This window comes from Pseudomonas sp. MPR-R2A5 (assembly GCF_058793055.1).
The window spans coordinates 120,730-139,161 of record NZ_JBXAFK010000007.1; the positions used below are offsets into that span (position 1 = coordinate 120,730).

At 61.9% G+C, this 18,432-nt stretch carries 11 protein-coding genes; 3 read left to right on the plus strand and 8 right to left on the minus strand.

Annotated features, from left to right (window positions below; translation table 11 throughout):
• Window positions 1-746 precede the first annotated feature (746 nt).
• The 8 genes from AC1Q6I_RS07955 to glnE are packed head-to-tail and all read right to left on the minus strand — an operon-like array spanning window position 747 to window position 10,705.
• Entirely contained in the window at window positions 747-2,204 is a 1,458-nt protein-coding gene (locus tag AC1Q6I_RS07955; protein WP_102623813.1) for a lipopolysaccharide kinase InaA family protein, read from the minus strand.
• Entirely contained in the window at window positions 2,204-2,956 is a 753-nt protein-coding gene (locus AC1Q6I_RS07960; protein WP_102623814.1) for a lipopolysaccharide kinase InaA family protein, read from the minus strand. The genes AC1Q6I_RS07955 and AC1Q6I_RS07960 overlap by 1 nt, the downstream gene beginning before the upstream one ends.
• Entirely contained in the window at window positions 2,953-3,687 is a 735-nt protein-coding gene (locus AC1Q6I_RS07965) for a lipopolysaccharide kinase InaA family protein (protein WP_024073033.1), read from the minus strand. Before AC1Q6I_RS07965 ends, AC1Q6I_RS07960 begins: the two co-directional genes overlap by 4 nt.
• A complete protein-coding gene (gene rfaP / locus AC1Q6I_RS07970; RefSeq protein ID WP_024073032.1) occupies window positions 3,687-4,493 on the minus strand; it encodes a lipopolysaccharide core heptose(I) kinase RfaP in 807 nt (268 codons plus the stop codon). The genes AC1Q6I_RS07965 and rfaP overlap by 1 nt, the downstream gene beginning before the upstream one ends.
• Window positions 4,490-5,614 carry a glycosyltransferase family 4 protein gene (locus tag AC1Q6I_RS07975; RefSeq protein WP_102623815.1) on the minus strand — a complete coding sequence of 375 codons (1,125 nt, stop codon included), beginning with the start codon at window positions 5,612-5,614 and terminating at the stop codon, window positions 4,490-4,492. Before AC1Q6I_RS07975 ends, rfaP begins: the two co-directional genes overlap by 4 nt.
• Entirely contained in the window at window positions 5,614-6,675 is a 1,062-nt protein-coding gene (gene waaC, locus AC1Q6I_RS07980; protein ID WP_024073030.1) for a lipopolysaccharide heptosyltransferase I, read from the minus strand. Before waaC ends, AC1Q6I_RS07975 begins: the two co-directional genes overlap by 1 nt.
• Window position 6,676: 1 nt before the next feature.
• Window positions 6,677-7,711, minus strand: coding sequence for a lipopolysaccharide heptosyltransferase II (gene waaF, locus AC1Q6I_RS07985; protein ID WP_102623816.1), 1,035 nt, complete (start codon window positions 7,709-7,711; stop codon window positions 6,677-6,679).
• A 54-nt stretch (window positions 7,712-7,765) separates the two neighbouring features.
• The gene (gene glnE, locus AC1Q6I_RS07990; RefSeq protein WP_102623817.1) at window positions 7,766-10,705 is read right to left on the minus strand and encodes a bifunctional [glutamate--ammonia ligase]-adenylyl-L-tyrosine phosphorylase/[glutamate--ammonia-ligase] adenylyltransferase; all 2,940 of its coding nucleotides are present in this window, start codon (window positions 10,703-10,705) and stop codon (window positions 7,766-7,768) included.
• Window positions 10,706-11,088: 383 nt separating this feature from the next.
• Between glnE and aceE the strand changes: the two genes are divergently transcribed.
• From aceE to AC1Q6I_RS08005, 3 genes are all read left to right on the plus strand, one after another.
• Window positions 11,089-13,734, plus strand: a complete 2,646-nt coding sequence (gene aceE / locus AC1Q6I_RS07995; protein WP_024073027.1) for a pyruvate dehydrogenase (acetyl-transferring), homodimeric type — start codon at window positions 11,089-11,091, stop codon at window positions 13,732-13,734.
• Window positions 13,735-13,745: 11 nt separating this feature from the next.
• A complete protein-coding gene (gene aceF, locus AC1Q6I_RS08000) occupies window positions 13,746-15,410 on the plus strand; it encodes a dihydrolipoyllysine-residue acetyltransferase (RefSeq protein ID WP_102623818.1) in 1,665 nt (554 codons plus the stop codon).
• A gap of 307 nt (window positions 15,411-15,717) precedes the next feature.
• The gene (locus AC1Q6I_RS08005; RefSeq protein WP_024073025.1) at window positions 15,718-18,411 is read left to right on the plus strand and encodes a putative bifunctional diguanylate cyclase/phosphodiesterase; all 2,694 of its coding nucleotides are present in this window, start codon (window positions 15,718-15,720) and stop codon (window positions 18,409-18,411) included.
• Window positions 18,412-18,432: the final 21 nt, after the last annotated feature.

Genomic DNA, 18,432 nt, shown 5'->3' on the forward strand with positions numbered 1-18,432 from the left:
GTTTCTCAGGGAGAAACTCGTGAAGGGTTTCAAGACAGAAGCCCAAAGCCAGATGCGACGTTGTCGGAGGTGGTGTTGAGGCTGTATGCGACGGTGCATCAATGGTGAACAGCAGGATACCGGCCTTGCTGATGTGCTTGCCGGCCACGGACGGCACGGCATCATCGCCTTCGGCGGCCTGGGCACTGGCAGCGCAACAGCGCTTACTATTGAGCGCATCAGTAGACTCGGCACGACCACGGCCTATCGGCTACTCAGGTGGTGCGCGCTGACACTCTAAAATCGCGGGCATAGAATCTGCCGCAAATGGACTGGGGGATCCCGGTCGGCGTTATAGCCTCGGTGAGTTTCACCGGGGCTTTTCGCTTTCTGCAGTAGAAAAAATTTTCAGCCCCCAATTTTCAAAACCCTCACCTACCTTGCTCCGCCCTCCACTGCAATAAAACTTGCGTTTGAGCACGTCAAAGGCACGATTTTCCTGGCCCGGTCGTAAAACGCTCATGCCGATGGGGCGCGCTGCTGATGTTTCTCATGGAGACACTCATGAAGGGTTTCAACACAGAAGCCCAAAGCCAGATGGTAGGTTTGGCGGTTTCGCTGCCACACCTTCTGCAACACGCTTCGCCTCACTGTCAAAGAGCAGAAACTGCGGAGGGATTAGTTTTTCATCTGCCATGGGATATTCAATCCTAGGTTTCAGGCTCTTCCGGGTTGCCCATCTACGTTCATATTGCCCTCGCGCCCTGCTACAGGGAGCCACCAATCTCGATCCCTTTGGGCAAACGCTGATCGATCAACTGATACAACGCACTGCTCTCGGGCCAATTGCGCATAAACCGCGCACGGTCCTTGGCATACGCCGGGGCGAAGCTGGCGGCAGAGCTGTGCTGACACATCGCATCCAGGTCGATCAGCGACCAGCGATCGTTATCCCAGAACAGGTTGTGGCCTTTGAAATCGCCATGGCTGATGCGCTCGCGAATCAGCTCGGCGAACAGATGGTCCAGCGCCAGCAGTTCGTTTTCAGGCGCGTCGCCGTGCTCAACATAGGGTGCGAAACGCTCGATGATGTCCGGCCCCGGCAGGTACTCGGTGACCAGATAAGCCCGGCTGCGCAGCCAGAAAAAACGCTTTTCCAATACAGCCAGCGGCGTGGGCGTGGCAATGCCGAGGAACGCCAGGCGATTGCCTTCGCGCCAGGAATGCCAGGCGCGGCTCGGGCGCCAGAAGCGCTTGAGCCAATGGGTGAAGCCTTTGATGTTGTAGCGTTTGATCACCAGCGGTCGGCCGGCCACCTCGACCTTGGCCACACTGGCCGCCCCCCCGGTCTTGTACAGGTGGCCTTGATCCAGCAACGCGTCAGCCTGTGCCAGCACCGGCAGCATGGCCGGCTCTTCCTCGCGCCGAATCGCACGCAGGCCAAAGGCACCGCGCACCACGCTGAACAGCGTGCATTCACGGCCGACCTTGTTCAAATAGTCCTTCAGGCGCCAGGCGCGGACCTTGCGCACCTGCTTCTCCAGGGCCTCGAGCGGCAACGCGTGCTCACCATTGCCCAGCAGGTAATACACCAGCAGTTCCTCGGTAAACGGCTCGAGGTTTTTCGGCAACTGGGCGAAAAACACCCCGAGGTTCTCCAGCACCCGGTTGCGCGACAGCGGCTTGCCTGCCTCTTCGGCACGAATCCCGGCACCGTCAATCAGATACAGCTTTTCGCCCTGGCGCAGCAGGTTGTCCAGGTGCAGGTCTTCCTGCCACAGTCCTTTGGCGTGCATCCGGGCAATCGCACCCAACGCTTCGGCCAGCACGGCGGTTTGCTCATCCGCCAGCGGCGGCAAGCCTTCGACCGCGTGCCAGGCATCCGCCAGGCTCTCAGCGCCTTCGATAAACTCGAACAACAGCCAGCCGCCCTCGCCTTCCTGCAACCCATCGGCCAGCAGCAGCGGTGTGGTCAAGCCGTGTTCGGCGAGCAGGCGCACGCCGCCGAGTTCACGCTGAAAATGTCGCGCGGCCTTACTGCCTACCAGCAACTTGGCCAGTACCGGACGCCCGCGCCAGACCGCTGCGCCGACGTAGCGCTCGCCCGGCAACACACGCAACAGGCTCAGCAGTTGCAACCGCCCAGGGCCAGCAGCGTCCGCCAGGTCAAGGGTCATTGGCAGGCCAGGGGTACGCCCGGCTTTTTTCAACTCGGACAAACGCATCAGCGGTTCTCCTTGTGGCTACGCCGCGCGGTCAAGCGCTGGTGCCAGGTGGCGAGCAGCGCGCTGTCCTCAGGCTGTTCGAGGTACGCCGCCAGGAGTTGGCGCACCTGCTCATCCGACCACTGCGGTGCACGGCGCAACAGCGGCTCCAGGTCCTTGACCCGATCCCGCCAGCCGAACAACAGCGGACGGGTTTTTTCCAGGTCGATCAGCTGCGCGGCGTAACCGTCGCCCGTCGCCTGCAGGAAAATATGCTTGGGATAAAAACAGCCGTGCACCTGGCCAACGCCGTGCAGCCGCCGAGCCAACTGGCCGCTGGCTTGCAGGATGGCGCGGTGCTGGGCATCGCTCAGTGAAGGCCACTGCTCCAGCAATGACTCCAGGTCATTCCAGCCGTCCAGGGCACGGGTCAGCAACATCGCGCGATGCTCGCCATTGACCTTGCGCTGGCCGAAAAACGCTGCCTGCAGGGCCGGGATCCCCAACTGGCGATAGCGGCTGATATTGCGAAATTCGCGGGCAAAACTTGGCTCGCCAAACGGGCGATGCAGGGTGCGCGTCAGGTAGTCGCTCTGGCGCTTGAGGTAATACCCCTGGCCATCGAGCTCCAGGCGAAACACGCTGCTCCAGCCGCCCCGGCTGGTGTTCGGCTCATCCACCGCGTCCAATTGCTTGGCCCACAGGGCGTCGAAAGTCGCGAGGCCGTTGCGCTCAAGTAAAGCGCGGTCGTCGGCCGCCAGGAAATCACTCATTCGCGTCCCTCGAAAAACTTCACCACATGGCGAATTCGCTGTTTATCCGACGCCGTCAGATGCGAGCGTTGGCGGTATTGCATGTAGAAGCGAAGGCGCTGGGTGGCCGACAGGTGATATTTGGCCACCTTATCCAGGCAGGCCAGGTCCTTGGTGATGCGGTACTTGAGCCAGAAACCGCGCCAGAAATCACCGTTGGGACAGTCGATCAAATACAGCGTCTGCTGGTCGTCGATCAGCAGGTTGCGCCACTTCAAGTCGTTATGGGTGAAGCGATGATCATGCATGGTGCGCGTGTATTCGGCGAGCTGGCGACTCACGGCATCGACCCACTTGGGGTCCTTGAGGCGCGCATCGTTGCGCTCGGCCAGCGCTGACAAATCTTCGGTCTTGGGCAACTCGCGGGTGATCATCGCCCCCCGGGCGTAGGCCAGGCCCTTGCGTTCCAGGCCCCAGGCCACCACGTCGGCGGTGGGAATGCCCCACTTGGCGAAGCGCTTGAGGTTCTGCCACTCGGACTTCACCCGTGGCTTGCCCAGGTAGCGCCGCAGGCCCTTGCCGGCCCCGACATAGCGCTTCACGTAATAATTGACCCCACCGCGCTCCACGCGGATCACCTCCGAGAGGGGGTCGCGGGTCAGGCGCTCGCCTTGCAAGGCGAACACTGCTGCAAGGCTTCCGAAATCATCCGCCAGGGCGACGTAAGCAGGTTCCAGGTTCCAACCCGCCATCAGAGCGCATCCCCGTAGCGTTGTTTGCGTGCATACAGCTTGTCGGCCTTGCGCTGTATCAGGCTCAGGGACGCCGATTGCTCAGCCAGGATCTGGCGCAGCGGCTGGCGGAAGTAACCCTTGAGAAAACGCAGCTTGTCGCGCCGCGTCAGGCCAATCTCCAGCGCCGAGTAATACAACGCCGACAGGTCCTTGTCGCGCCAGCGCATCGGCAGATGGGCACGCAGTTGGGCACGGTGCAGGTCGATGACGGAAAGCTTGATGTTGCGCGCGTCAATCGGCTGCGCGGTGTCCAGCAGGAAATGGCAGAGGTAGCAGTCGCGATGGTTCACGCCGCCACGGTGCATGTCGCCGACCATCCGCGCCAGTTCGGCGGTGAGGGCATGACGCAGTGCAGGTGCCGGGGGTTCGGCGACCCAGTTGACGGTCAGGTCTTCGAGGCTGAGGGTCGGTGCCAGTTCTTCGGTGATGATGAACGAATGCTGGTCCGCCGGGTTGCTGCCTTTTTCGCCGAAGGCTACGCCGGTCATGGTCGGTACGCCGAGGGCCTGCAGGCGATGGATGGCGGCCCATTCAAGGCCCGCCCCCAGTACCGGCAACTTGGCGGTGATCAGGTTCTTGAAGATCTCCCCCCAGCCAATGCCACGGTGGATTTTCACGAAATACGGACGGCCGTCGACCTCGGTGCGCAACGTGCGACGGGCCGCCAGCTCGCGAAATACCTGGCCTTGCAGTTTCTCGACTTCGGCGAAGGCGTCACGCCCAGCCCAGAGGGTCTTGAACGGTTCGGCAAGTATCAACTTCATCGTTTTGGCTCCGCCAGAATCACATCCGCCGCGTGCTGCGGCATGCTGTAGAGGTCGGCCGTCTCGGCGAACGCCAACCCGTTGCGACCCCAGGCCATGCGCTGTGCAGAATCGCTGAGCATCTGCGCCAGGTACTGGTTGAGTTGGGCTTGTTCAAACGGCTCATCCAGCACCAGGCCACTGTAGGCTTCGGCGATGTAATGGGCATAACCACACACCGCCGAGACCAGCACCGGCAGCCCGGCCACCAGGGCTTCGAGCAGCACGGTCCCGGTATTTTCGTTGTACGCCGGGTGGATCAACAGGTCGGCGCCCAACAGGAAACGCGGAATATCACTGCGCCCCTTGAGGAATTGCACGTTGTCGCCCAAGCCCAGGGTGGCGCTCTGCAATTGGAATACTTTGGGGTCGTCCTGGCCGATTACAAACAGGCGCGTGCGTTTTTTCAGCTCTGCCGGCAGTGCGGCCAGGGCCTTGAGGCTGCGGTCGACCCCCTTGGTCTTGAAGCCGGAGCCAATTTGCACCAGCAGCAGTTCGTCATCGGCCAGGTTGAATTCCTTGCGGAACCCTGCGCGGATCTCGGCGGCATTCGGCGGTGCGCGGCGGTCCTGGGCAATGCCCGGTGGCAACAGGTGGAAGCGCTGCAGCGGCGTGTCGTAATGCTTGATGAACAAGGGTTGCTGCACTTCGGAGATCATCAGGATCTCGGTCTTGGCATCCTTGGCAAACACCGCGCGTTCGTACTCGGCAAAGTGGCGGTAGCGACCGAAGCTGCGGTACAGCGAATGGCGCAGGTTTTGTGCCTTGTCTTCAAAGCAGCCATCGGCGGCGTAATACACATCCAGGCCGGGCATCTTGTTGAAACCGATCAGGCGGTCTACCGGGCGCTTGGCCAGGTCGGCTTCCATCCAGGCGCTGAGCTTTTCGTTGCGCCGATGATTGAAGAACGCCTTGACCGGCGCCACCAGCACCTCGAAGCCCGGTGGGATGTCGCCTTCCCAGATCAGCGTGTAGACACGGATCTGGTGGCCGCGCTGCTGGCATTCCAGGGCGATGCGCATGAAATCCCGTTGCAGGCCGCCGAAGGGGAAATATTTGTACAGAACAAAAGCCAGTTGCATCAGTGCAGCTCCTCAGCCAATAACAACGTGCTTAGCCGGGTTGCCACACGCTCAGGGTTCAGGCGCGTGAAGCACAGGGGCGACTCGCGCTTGATGTCGAACCGACGCAGGTCGTCGGCCGTGGGTTGATAGGTGCATTGTTTTTGCAGGCACGGCGCGCACGGGAAGTCACTGGCCAGGTGAATCTGGCCTTTGCCATAGGCGCCGGTCAGGCCGGGATTAGTCGGCCCGAACAGGGAAATGGTCGGCACATCCAGCGCGGCCGCCAGGTGACCGAGGCCGGTGTCGACCGCCACACAGGCACGGGCACTGGCCAACACACGGGCGACGCCGGCCAGGTTCAACCTGGGCAGCACTTCGGCGTGTTGCAGGCCCTGGGCCAGGCGTTCGGCCCGCGCCTTTTCGATGGCGTTGCCCCAGGGTAACTTCACGTCCACCCCCAGGCGCCCCATGCGCTCGGCCAGCTCACGCCAGTAGGCTTCGGGCCAGTGCTTGGTGTCCCAGGTGGTGCCGTGCAGCAGCAATACGAAGGGTTTTTTCGGCGGCAGGCCGAGCAGTTTGTCGACGCTCAGGCCGTAGTCGCCCAAGCCCTTGGGCAGGTCGTAACCGAGTGCCACGGCAAACAGCTGGCGCAGGCGTTCCACCGCGTGCTGCCCGCGGGCCACGGCCAGGCGCCGGGAATAGAAGCGCGCCGCAATCGGTTCACGGGCGGAGTTTTTGTCGAAACCGGCCACTGGCGCGCGCACGTAACGGGTCAGCCAGGCGCTTTTGAGCAGGCCCTGGGCATCGATCACCAGGTCGTATTTGGTCGACTGGATGCGCTGTTTGAAGCGTCGCCATTCACCACTCTTGAGGGTCTGCCAGATATTTTTGCGCCAGCGGCGGATCGCCACCGGGATCACTTTGTCGACGGCCGGATGCCAGGTGGGGATTTCGGCGAAGCCTTCTTCCACCACCCAGTCGAATTGAATACCGGGGATCGCCCGCGCAGCGTCGGTCAATGCCGGCAAGGCGTGGATCACGTCGCCCAGGGATGAGGTCTTGATTACCAGTACCCGCAACTCAGTGAACCTCGACCACAGAGCCCTGCAACCGCTGCAAGGCATCGCTCACCGGCTGCGGCAGCAACTGGCGCAGGCAGTTGTAGTGACCGAAACGGCAGGTGCGCTCAAAGCACGGGCTGCAATCCAGACCCAGGCGTACCACTTCGACCTGGTCGGCCAACGGTGGGGTAAAGCCTGGGGACGTAGAACCATACACCGCCACCAGCGGGCGATTCAGCGCCGCCGCCACGTGCATCAACCCGGAGTCGTTGGACACCACGGCATCCGCGCAGGAGAGCAGATCGATGGCCTCGGCCAACGACGTGTCGCCACTGAGGTTCACCGCTTCCTCGCGCAGGCCGGGGATCAGGCGCTGGCGAATATCTTCGCCCACCCCATGGTCGTTTTTCGAACCGAACAGCCACACCTGCCAGCCTTCGCGAATTTTCATCTCGGCGACCTTGGCGTAGTGCTCCGACGGCCAGCGCTTGGACTCGCCAAACTCGGCGCCAGGGCACAGCGCCAGCACCGGACGGTCAAGGGCCAGGCCGAACTTGACCAGGGCTGCGTCGCGGGTCACTGGGTCGATCCGCAGGCGCGGGCGCGGGTACGGCGTCGGCAACTCGGCGCCGGGCGCGTAGGCCAGTGCCATGAAACGCTCGATCATCAGGGGGTAGCGCGCCTTGTCGAGCTTGCGCACGTCGTTAAGCAGGCCGTAGCGAAACTCGCCGCGCCAGCCGGTACGTTTCGGGATGCCGGCAAAAAACGGCACCAGGGCCGACTTCATCGAATTGGGCAACAGGATCGCCTGGTCATACTGGCCGGCCAGGGATTTGCCGATACGACGGCGAGTCGCCAACTCGAGGGCACCGTGGCCGAGCGGGAAGCTCAGGGCCTTGCGCACCTCGGGCATGCGCTCGAGGATCGGCCGGCTCCACTCAGGGGCGAGCACATCGATTTGGCAGTCGGGATGACGTTGTTTCAGGCACTGGAACAGTGTCTGTGCCATCACCATGTCACCGACCCAACTGGGCCCAACGATCAGAATATTCATGTAGTTTCCACAAACGATGCGGGGAGGCTTATGCCTCCCCGCCCTAATAGTGTTTCAGCTCAACCCCAGCTCCTGCCAGACTCGCATCACCTGGCGCCGTTCGTCGGCGAACTGATCCCCGGTCACCGTGCCGGCCTCGTTCTGCAAGGCCTGGCGGTGCGCGGCGGAACGGTAGGCTTTATACACCTCGCGCAGCAAATGGGCATCGGCGGCAGGCATCAACCCTACCTGCTCCAAGCCCTCCAGAATGCGGATATTGTCGGTGTAGCGCAGCAACGATGGATGTTGCGCAGACCACGCCAAAGCGGCGTATTGCACCATAAATTCAATATCCACGATACCTCCAGCGTCCTGCTTGAGGTCGAACACCACCGTGGGTTCGAAGGCATTGGCGCCGGTACCGGCCACCGTCGACTTGGTCCCCAGGTTGTCACGCATCTTGGCGCGCATCTCGCTGACCTCCTGGCGCAGCTTCACCAGGTCCCGTTCACGCCCCAGCACCTTGGCCCGCACTTGCTCGAAGGCCTGGCCGACATCCGGGCTGCCCACCAGCACCCGCGCACGTATCAGCGCCTGATGTTCCCAGGTCCAGGCTTCGTTTTCCTGATAGCGCGCGAACGCCCCAAGCGAACTCACCAGCAGGCCGGATGCGCCGGACGGTCGCAGGCGCATGTCTACTTCATATAGTTGGCCGGAGTTGGTCTGGGTGGTCAGCAGGTGGATGATCCGCTGGCCCAGGCGCGTAAAGAACTGCGCCCCGTCGATCGGCTTGGCACCGTCGGTTTCGGCCTGCGGGTCGCCGTCGTGGATAAACACCAGGTCCAGGTCCGAACCATGCCCCAGTTCGATACCGCCGACTTTCCCATAACCGACAATGATGAACCCAGGATCGCACAGGGTGCCGTCCAGCCGTTGCGGCGAGCCGTGGCGCGCGACGGTCTGGCGCCAGGCCAGGGCCAGCACCTGTTCGAGGATGGCCTCGGCGAGCCAGGTCAGGTAGTCGCTGACTTTCATCAAGGGCAGGCTGCCGGCAATTTCCGAGGCGGCGACGCGCAAGCGGTGGGCCAACTTGAAGTGGCGCAAGGCTTCCATCTGCTGCTCCAAGTCATCCTCGGGAATGCGCGTGAGGCGCTCGCGCAGTTCGGCGGCGAGTTCGGGCGCCAAGGGCGGCTTGAACAGGCGACCTTCATTGAGCAACTCATCCAATAGCAGCGGAAAGCGCGTGATCTGCTCGGCGATCCACGGGCTGGCGGCGCACAGGGTCAGCAGGCGGCGCAAGGCGTCGGGGTTTTCCGTGAGCAAGACCAGGTAAGCCGAACGCCGCGCGACGGCCTCCACCAGCGGCAGCACACGCTCCAGCACCAGGTCGGGGTTGGCGTGCTCGACAGCCTGGGCCAGCAGGCGCGGGATAAACGCATCCAGGCGCTCGCGACCCAGGCGCTGCATGGCACGCAGTTGCGGACTGCCGCGCAGGCCGGCCAAGGCTTTGAGGGCCTTGGGGGCGTCGCTGAAACCGCCTTCGGCGAGCTGGCGGCAGGCGGCATCTTCATCCTGGGACTCTTCCCACAGCGGCAGCCATTCTCCGCCGACGACCAATTCGCTCTCTTCGCCTTCTTCTTCATCCGGGTCGGCAATCACCTGGCGGAAATGCCAATCCACGCGACCACGCCAATACATCAAGCGCGCATGGAAGGTGGCCCAATCGGAAAACCCGAGCATAAAGGCAATGCGCGCCTGGTCTTCGGGGCTGTCCGGGAGCATTTGCGTCTGACGGTCGGCAATCGCCTGGATCGCGTGTTCGGTGTAACGCAGGAATTCATAGCCATTGCGTAACTCGGCGATCACCGCCGGTGGCAGGTAGCCCTGGCCTTCCAGGGTGCCGAGGACCTTGAGCAACGGCCGCTGCTGCAGGCTGAGGTCGCGACCACCGTGAATCAACTGGAACGCCTGGGCAATAAACTCCACTTCACGGATGCCGCCCGAGCCCAGCTTGATGTTTTCGGCCATGCCCTTGCGCCGTACCTCCTGCTGGATCAACTGCTTCATGGTGCGCAGCGCTTCGATGGCGGAAAAGTCCAGGTAACGGCGATAGACGAACGGACGCAGCATATCCAGCAGTTGCGCGCCGGCCACCTGGTCGCCAGCCACCACCCGCGCCTTGATCATGGCGTAGCGTTCCCAGTCGCGGCCCTGGTCCTGGTAGTACTGCTCCAGCGCATTGAAGCTGAGCACCAAGGCGCCGGCCGAACCGTAGGGGCGCAGGCGCATATCGACGCGAAAGACAAAACCGTCGACGGTCATCGGGTCGAGAGCCTTGATCAATTTTTGACCAAGCCGGATAAAAAATTCCTGGTTATCCAGGGCGCGCTTGACGCCCACCGTCTCACCGCCTTCGGGGTAGGCGAAGATCAGGTCGATATCCGATGACAGGTTCAGCTCCACCGCACCGAGCTTGCCCATGCCGAGGATCACCATTTGCTGGGCCTCACCACTGCGCCGGCCGGTCGGCGTGCCGAACTGCACGCAGTGACGCTGGTACAGCCATTGGTAGGCCTGGTCGATGCTGGCGTCGGCCATGTCGGAAAGGTCGCGGCAGGTTTGCACCAGGTCGGCCTGGCGAGTCAGGTCGCGCCAGATGATGCGCACTTGCTGGCGGGTACGCTGGCGACGCAAGACGCGGCCCAGTTCATCTTCTGTTTCAGCTTGTTGCACCGCACCGGCAATCTGCCCGCACAGCTCGCCCGGCGCAAAGCCGCGGTCCAGTTCGCCCCATGCCACCAGTTCCAGCAACATCAAAGGGTCACGAACACTCTGTTCAATCACAAAGTCACTGGCGGCGCACACCCGGGCGAAATCGGCCCACCGTTGCGGCGTCCACGCAGAAAGGCCATGATCGTCATCCAGCGCGGCCACTGCGTCACGAAATGACTGCTCGGCCCGGCTGGCAAATGGCAAGAGAATGGCCGGCAGTTCGGCCAGCATTGGAAGGCTCATGGTCTATCCTTGATCGGCGCGTAAACGGCTTGTTGCTGTGAACGCAGGCAGCGCGCTCGATGGAGGACTGTCGAACAAAAGTTAGAAATAGCTGAAAAAACATTAATTTTGGCAGGCAACATTAAACTTCTACCTTTTCTTGTTCGCAAAAGATCAACAATAACGATTATGCTCACCGATCAGACCGAGCAATCCGCTCAGTCTTGTGTAGTTTTACTACTCGTATATACATTCGAAAGGCTGAAATGGCCGACGATTTGTAGTAAAACTACAGGACGCCGAAGCAACCTTCGGCCATCCAAGAATTTATGTCGTCTGCCCACAAGGCCAGTCGCAAACTTCAGGCAACCGATTCTGGTAGCCTTTCCGCCCTGGAGCAAGCCATGCAAGACCTCGATCCCGTCGAAACCCAGGAATGGCTGGACGCCCTGGAATCGGTTCTCGACAAAGAAGGCGAAGACCGTGCTCACTACCTGATGACCCGTATGGGCGAACTCGCGACCCGCAGCGGCTCGCAACTGCCCTACGCCATCACCACGCCGTACCGCAACACCATCCCCGTTACCCACGAAGCACGCATGCCTGGCGACCTGTTCATGGAACGCCGCATTCGCTCGCTGGTACGTTGGAACGCCATGGCGATGGTAATGCGCACGAACTTGAAAGATTCTGACCTGGGCGGTCACATCTCCAGCTTCGCTTCCAGCGCCACCCTGTATGACATCGGCTTCAACTACTTCTTCCAGGCCCCGACCGAAGAACACGGCGGCGACCTGATCTACTTCCAGGGCCACACCTCGCCAGGCGTCTACGCCCGTGCGTTCATGGAAGGCCGCATCACCGAAGAACACATGAACAACTTCCGCCAGGAAGTAGACGGTAACGGCCTGTCGTCGTACCCGCACCCGTGGCTGATGCCAGATTTCTGGCAGTTCCCGACTGTATCCATGGGCCTGGGCCCGATCCAGGCGATCTACCAGGCACGTTTCATGAAGTACCTGGAAGCCCGTGGCTTCATCCCGGCAGGCAAGCAGAAAGTCTGGTGCTTCCTGGGCGACGGCGAGTGTGACGAGCCGGAATCCCTGGGTGCCATCTCCCTGGCCGGCCGCGAGAAGCTGGACAACCTGATCTTCGTCATCAACTGCAACCTGCAGCGCCTCGACGGCCCGGTTCGCGGCAACGGCAAGATCATCCAGGAACTCGAAGGCGTGTTCCGTGGTGCCCAATGGAACGTGACCAAAGTCATCTGGGGCCGTTTCTGGGACCCACTGCTGGCCAAGGACGTCGACGGCATCCTGCAACGTCGCATGGACGAAGTCATCGACGGCGAGTACCAGAACTACAAGGCCAAAGACGGCGCATTCGTGCGTGAGCACTTCTTCAACACGCCTGAACTCAAGGCGATGGTTGAAGACCTGTCCGACGACGAGATCTGGAAACTCAACCGTGGCGGCCACGACCCGTACAAGGTCTACGCGGCGTACCACGAAGCGGTCAACCACAAGGAACAACCCACCGTCATCCTGGCCAAGACCATCAAGGGTTATGGCACCGGTGCCGGCGAAGCGAAAAACACTGCGCACAACACCAAGAAAGTCGATGTCGACAGCCTGAAGTTGTTCCGCGACCGCTTCGACATTCCCGTCAAAGACGAAGAGCTGGAAAACCTGCCGTTCTTCAAGCCGGAGCCGAACAGCGCCGAAGCCCGCTACCTGAGCGAGCGTCGTGCCGCACTCGGTGGCTTCGTGCCACAGCGCCGCGCCAAGAGCTTCACCATCCCGACACCGCCACTGGATACCCTCAAGGCAATCCTGGACGGCTCGGGCGACCGTGAAATCTCCACCACCATGGCCTTCGTGCGGATCCTCGCGCAGCTGGTCAAGGACAAGGAAATCGGCTCGCGTATCGTGCCGATCATCCCGGACGAAGCCCGTACCTTCGGTATGGAAGGCATGTTCCGTCAGTTGGGCATCTACTCCTCCGTCGGCCAGCTCTACGAGCCAGTCGATAAAGACCAGGTGATGTTCTACAAGGAAGACAAGAAGGGCCAGATCCTCGAAGAAGGCATCAACGAAGCGGGCGCCATGAGCTCCTTCATCGCTGCCGGTACTTCGTACTCCAGCCACAACCAGCCAATGCTGCCGTTCTACATCTTCTACTCGATGTTCGGCTTCCAGCGTATCGGCGACCTGGCCTGGGCTGCCGGCGACAGCCGTACCCGTGGTTTCCTGATCGGCGGTACCGCCGGCCGTACCACGCTGAACGGCGAAGGCCTGCAACACGAAGACGGTCACAGCCACATCCTGGCTGCCACCATCCCGAACTGCCGCACCTTTGATCCAACCTACGGCTATGAGCTGGCGGTGATCATCCAGGACGGCATGAAGAAGATGACCGAAGAGCAGCAGGACGTTTTCTACTACATCACCGTGATGAACGAATCCTACCAGCAACCAGCCATGCCGGCCGGCGTGGAGGAAGGCATCATCAAGGGCATGTACTTGCTCGAAGAAGACACCAAGGAAGCGGCACACCACGTGCAACTGATGGGCTCCGGCACCATCCTGCGCGAAGTGCGTGAAGCGGCGAAGATCCTGCGTGACGAGTTCAACGTCGGCGCCGACGTATGGAGCGTGACCAGCTTCAACGAACTGCGTCGCGATGGCCTGGCCGTCGAGCGCAACAACCGCCTGCACCCAGGCCAGAAGCCTGCGCAGAGCTATGTCGAAGAGTGCCTGACCGGCCGTAAGGGCCCTGTCATTGCCTCCACCGACTACATGAAGCTGTTTGCTGAACAAATTCGCCAGTGGGTCCCGTCCAAGGAATTCAAAGTCCTGGGCACCGACGGTTTCGGCCGCAGTGACAGCCGCAAGAAGCTGCGTCACTTCTTCGAAGTCGACCGTCATTTCGTGGTGTTGGCAGCCCTGGAAGCCTTGGCTGACCGTGGTGAGATCGAACCTAAGGTGGTGGCTGACGCTATCGTCAAGTTCGGGATCAACCCGGAAAAACGCAACCCACTGGACTGCTGAGGAGACTTTTTGTGAGCGAACTCATTCGCGTACCTGACATCGGCAGCGGTGAAGGTGAAGTAATCGAGCTGTTTGTGAAGGTCGGCGACACCGTCGAAGCCGACCAGAGCATCCTGACCCTGGAATCGGACAAGGCGAGCATGGAAATCCCTGCTCCCAAGGCCGGCGTGGTCAAGAGCCTGAAAGTGAAGCTGGGCGACCGCCTTAAAGAAGGCGACGAACTGCTGGAGCTGGAAATCGAAGGCGCCGCCGATGCGGCCCCTGCGGCAGCGGCTCCTGCTGCCGCTGCTGCACCGGCCCCCGCTGAAAAACCGGCGGCTGCCGAGGCTCCTGCAGCCCCGGCGGCTGCGGCTGCACCTGCCGCCGCCACTGTCCAGGACATTCATGTTCCAGACATCGGCTCGTCGGGCAAGGCCAAGATCATCGAGCTGCTGGTCAAGGTCGGCGACACCGTCGAAGCCGACCAGTCGCTGATCACCCTGGAGTCCGACAAGGCCTCGATGGAAATCCCATCGCCGGCTGCCGGCGTGGTGGAAAGCATCGCGGTCAAGCTGGAAGACGAAGTCGGCACTGGCGACTTCATCCTTAAGCTGAAAGTCCAAGGCGCTGCACCGGCTGCGGCTCCAGCACCCGCTGCCGCCCCGGCCGCCAAGGCTGAAGCCGCTCCGGCCGCCGCCGCCCCTGCACCTGCACCTGCACCTGCTGCAAAAGCCGAGGCCGCTCCGGCCCCGGCGGCTGCCGCACCTGCGCCAAGCGGTGCCAAGGTCCACGCAGGCCCGGCGGTTCGCCAACTGGCGCGTGAATTCGGCGTCGAGCTGAGCGCCGTATCGGCCACCGGCCCACACGGTCGGGTGCTGAAGGAAGACGTGCAGGTCTACGTCAAGGCCATGATGCAGAAAGCCAAGGAAGCTCCGGCTGCCGGCACTGCTACTGGCGGCGCGGGCATTCCACCGATCCCGGTCGTGGACTTCAGCCGCTTCGGCGAGACCGAAGAAGTGCCGATGACCCGCCTGATGCAGATCGGCGCGTCGAGCCTGCACCGCAGCTGGCTGAACATCCCGCACGTGACCCAGTTCGACCAGGCTGACATCACCGACCTCGAAGCTTTCCGCGTTGCGCAGAAAGCCGTGGCCGAGAAGGCTGGTGTAAAACTGACCGTGCTGCCACTGCTGCTCAAGGCCTGCGCGCACCTGCTCAAGGAGCTGCCGGACTTCAACAGTTCGCTGGCCCCAAGCGGCAAGGCGATCATTCGCAAGAAGTACGTGCATATCGGCTTTGCGGTCGACACCCCGGATGGCCTGCTGGTACCGGTCATCAAGAACGTCGACCAGAAGAGCCTGCTGCAACTTGCGGCCGAGGCTGCTGCGCTGGCGGCCAAGGCCCGCGACAAAAAGCTCACCGCCGACGACATGCAAGGCGCTTGCTTCACCATCTCCAGCCTCGGTCACATTGGCGGCACTGGCTTCACGCCAATCGTCAACGCGCCGGAAGTGGCGATCCTGGGCGTGTCCAAGGCCACTATCCAGCCTGTCTGGGATGGTAAAGCGTTCCAGCCGAAGCTGATGCTGCCACTGTCGTTGTCCTACGATCACCGTGTGATCAACGGCGCGGCCGCTGCGCGCTTCACCCAGCGCCTGAGCCAGCTGTTGAACGACATCCGTACCATCTTGCTGTAAGCCTCCACAGGCCTCCCGTTCACCCCGGGAGGCCTGGTTGCACCGTTTTCCGAGCGCCACGCTCGTACCTCAACCCCGCCACTTGGCGGGGCTTTTTTTTGGGCAATTGTTGGACGGGGGAAACAGGGTTGTACACCACCCATCCCCCCGATTGCAGAAATCCTCCACGCAGCCGATAACACACATATAGCACTTAGCCTTCATCCTCTCTTGTCAGCCTGTGCTGCATGATGCAACCTTGCCGCAGGCAACAGTAAAGAGGGCGCGAGCCCGGCGCCGAGTGCGTTTTTTCAAGTGAGCTTCCCCCATGAAAAGCCAACCCGATGTCGCCCGTACGGCGGCCGAGGTAGTGACGCAATTACCGGTGCCTTCGCGCCTCGGTATGCTGCGTTTCGAGCGGCTTAATGAGGCAAGCTGGGCCCTGCTGTACCTGGACCCCAATTGCGAGCGCCAATTCGGCCTGCCGGCGGTGGAGCTGTGCGCCCTGATCGGTTCTCCGTACGCCAGCCTGATGGAGCCACAGGCGCGCTATCAGCTGCATGACGCCATCCAGCAGCAACTGGCCCAGAGCCCCCACTATCTGGTGCGCTACACCTTGCACACCAGCAATGGCCCGCTGAGCGTGCTGGAAATGGGAGAAGCCTACAAACAGCACAATCGTCACCTGCTGCGTGGCTACCTGATGGTGGTCGACGGCCTCTTCAACGCCCCGCCTTCCGATGCCCCGACAACGGACCTGGAAAGCCAGAACAGCCGCCTGCAGATTGCGCTGGAACTCAACCAGCGTGCGCAACAGGAGCAATTGCAACACCTGGAGCGGGTGCGCGCCCAGCAGGAGCTGATCCTGCTGCTGGCCCGCCAGCGCTACACCACGAATAATTCGCTGCAGGAAGCCGCCGAGCTGATCACCCGTAGCGCCTGCGATATCTACCAGATCGGTTGCGCCAGTATCTGGAACCTCGAAGGCCAGCGCCTGGTACCGATCTCGGCGTACCGCCACGCTGATCAGCAGTACCATTTGCCCGAGCCGATCGATGCCAGTGGCTTTCCGGACTACCTGGAAGCCCTGCAAACCAGCCGGGCCATCGATGCCACCAATGCCATGCGCGACCCGCGGACCCGGGAGATGGCCGAATCCCTGCGGGCCAAGGATGTGTACGCCATGCTCGACGCGAGCATCCGGGTGGATGGCCAGGTGGTTGGCGTGTTGTGCCTGGAGCAGACCGGCAGCCCGCGGGCCTGGCAGTCCGACGAGATCGCCTTTGCCGGCGAGCTGGCCGACCAGTTCGCCCAGGTCATCAACAACCACAACCGCCGCACCGCCACCAGCGCCTTGCACCTGTTCCAGCGCGCGGTGGAACAAAGCGCCAACGCCTTCCTGCTGGTCAATTGCGATGGCGTGGTGGAGTACGTCAACCCCAGCTTTACCGCGATCACCCAGTACAGCACCGAAGAAGTCCACGGCCACCGCCTGGCACAATTGCCGGCGCTGGAGAACCTCAGCGAGCTGCTGTTCGACGCCCCTTCCAGCCTGGCCCAGAGCAACAGCTGGCAGGGCGAGTTCAAGAGCCGACGCAAGAACCTGGAACCCTACTGGGGCCAGTTGTCGATCTCCAAGGTCTACGGCGACAACCGTGAACTGACCCACTACATCGGCATCTACGAAGACATCACCCAGACCAAGCTTGCCCAGCAGCGTATCGAGCGCCTGGCCTATACCGACAACCTGACTAACCTGGGTAACCGTCCAGCGTTTATCCGCAACCTCGACGAGCGCTTTGCCCGCGACAGCGACAGCCCGATCAGCCTGCTGCTGGTGGACATCGACAACTTCAAGCGGATCAACGACAGCCTCGGCCACCAGACTGGCGACAAACTGTTGATCAGCCTGGCCCGCCGCCTGCGTAACAGCCTCAGCGCCGGCGGCAGCCTGGCACGCTTCGCCAGCAACGAATTTGCGGTACTGCTCGACGACACTGACCTGGAGAGTGGCCAGCAGGTCGCCAGCCAGTTGTTGGCGACCCTCGACAAACCGATGTTCGTCGACAACCAATTAATCAGCGTCACCGGCTCCGTAGGCCTGGCCTGTGCGCCGCTACATGGGCGCGACCCGCAAACCCTGATGCGTAACGCCGGCCTGGCGCTGCACAAGGCCAAGGCCAACGGCAAACACCAGGTGCAGGTGTTTACCGAGGCGCTGAATGCCGAGGCCAGCTACAAGCTGTTCGTGGAAAACAACCTGCGCCGCGCCCTGACCCAGAACGAGCTGGATGTGTTCTACCAGCCCAAGCTGTGCCTGCGCAGCGGTCGCTTGCTGGGTATGGAAGCGTTGTTGCGCTGGAACCACCCGGAAAAGGGCATGATCCGCCCCGACCAGTTCATCAGCGTGGCAGAAGAGACCGGGCTGATCATCCCCATCGGCAAATGGATCGCGCGCCAGGCATGCCGCATGAGCAAACGACTCAGCGCCGCCGGCATGGGCAACTTGCAGGTGGCGATCAACCTGTCGCCCAAACAGTTTTCCGACCCGGACCTGGTAGCCTCGATTGCCGCGATCCTCAAGGAAGAAGAGCTGCCAGCCAACCTGCTGGAACTGGAACTGACCGAAGGCTTGCTGCTGGAAGCCACCGAGGACACGCGCCTGCAACTGGACCAACTGAAAAGCTTCGGCCTGACCCTGGCGATGGACGATTTCGGCACCGGCTACTCGTCGCTCAGCTACTTGAAAAAATTCCCCATCGACATCATTAAGATCGATCGCAGCTTTATCCACGAGATCCCGGACAACCAGGACGACATGGAAATCACCTCGGCCGTGATCGCCATGGCCCACAACCTCAAGCTCAAGGTCGTGGCCGAGGGCATTGAGACCTCCGAACAATTGGCATTCCTGCGTCGGCATCGTTGCGACGTCGGCCAAGGCTACCTGTTCGACCGGCCCATCCCCGGCTCAGAACTGCTCGAGAAGCTTAAACGCTACCCGCGCGGGCCAATCGCCTGACAGCGCGGTAACACTCGGGCA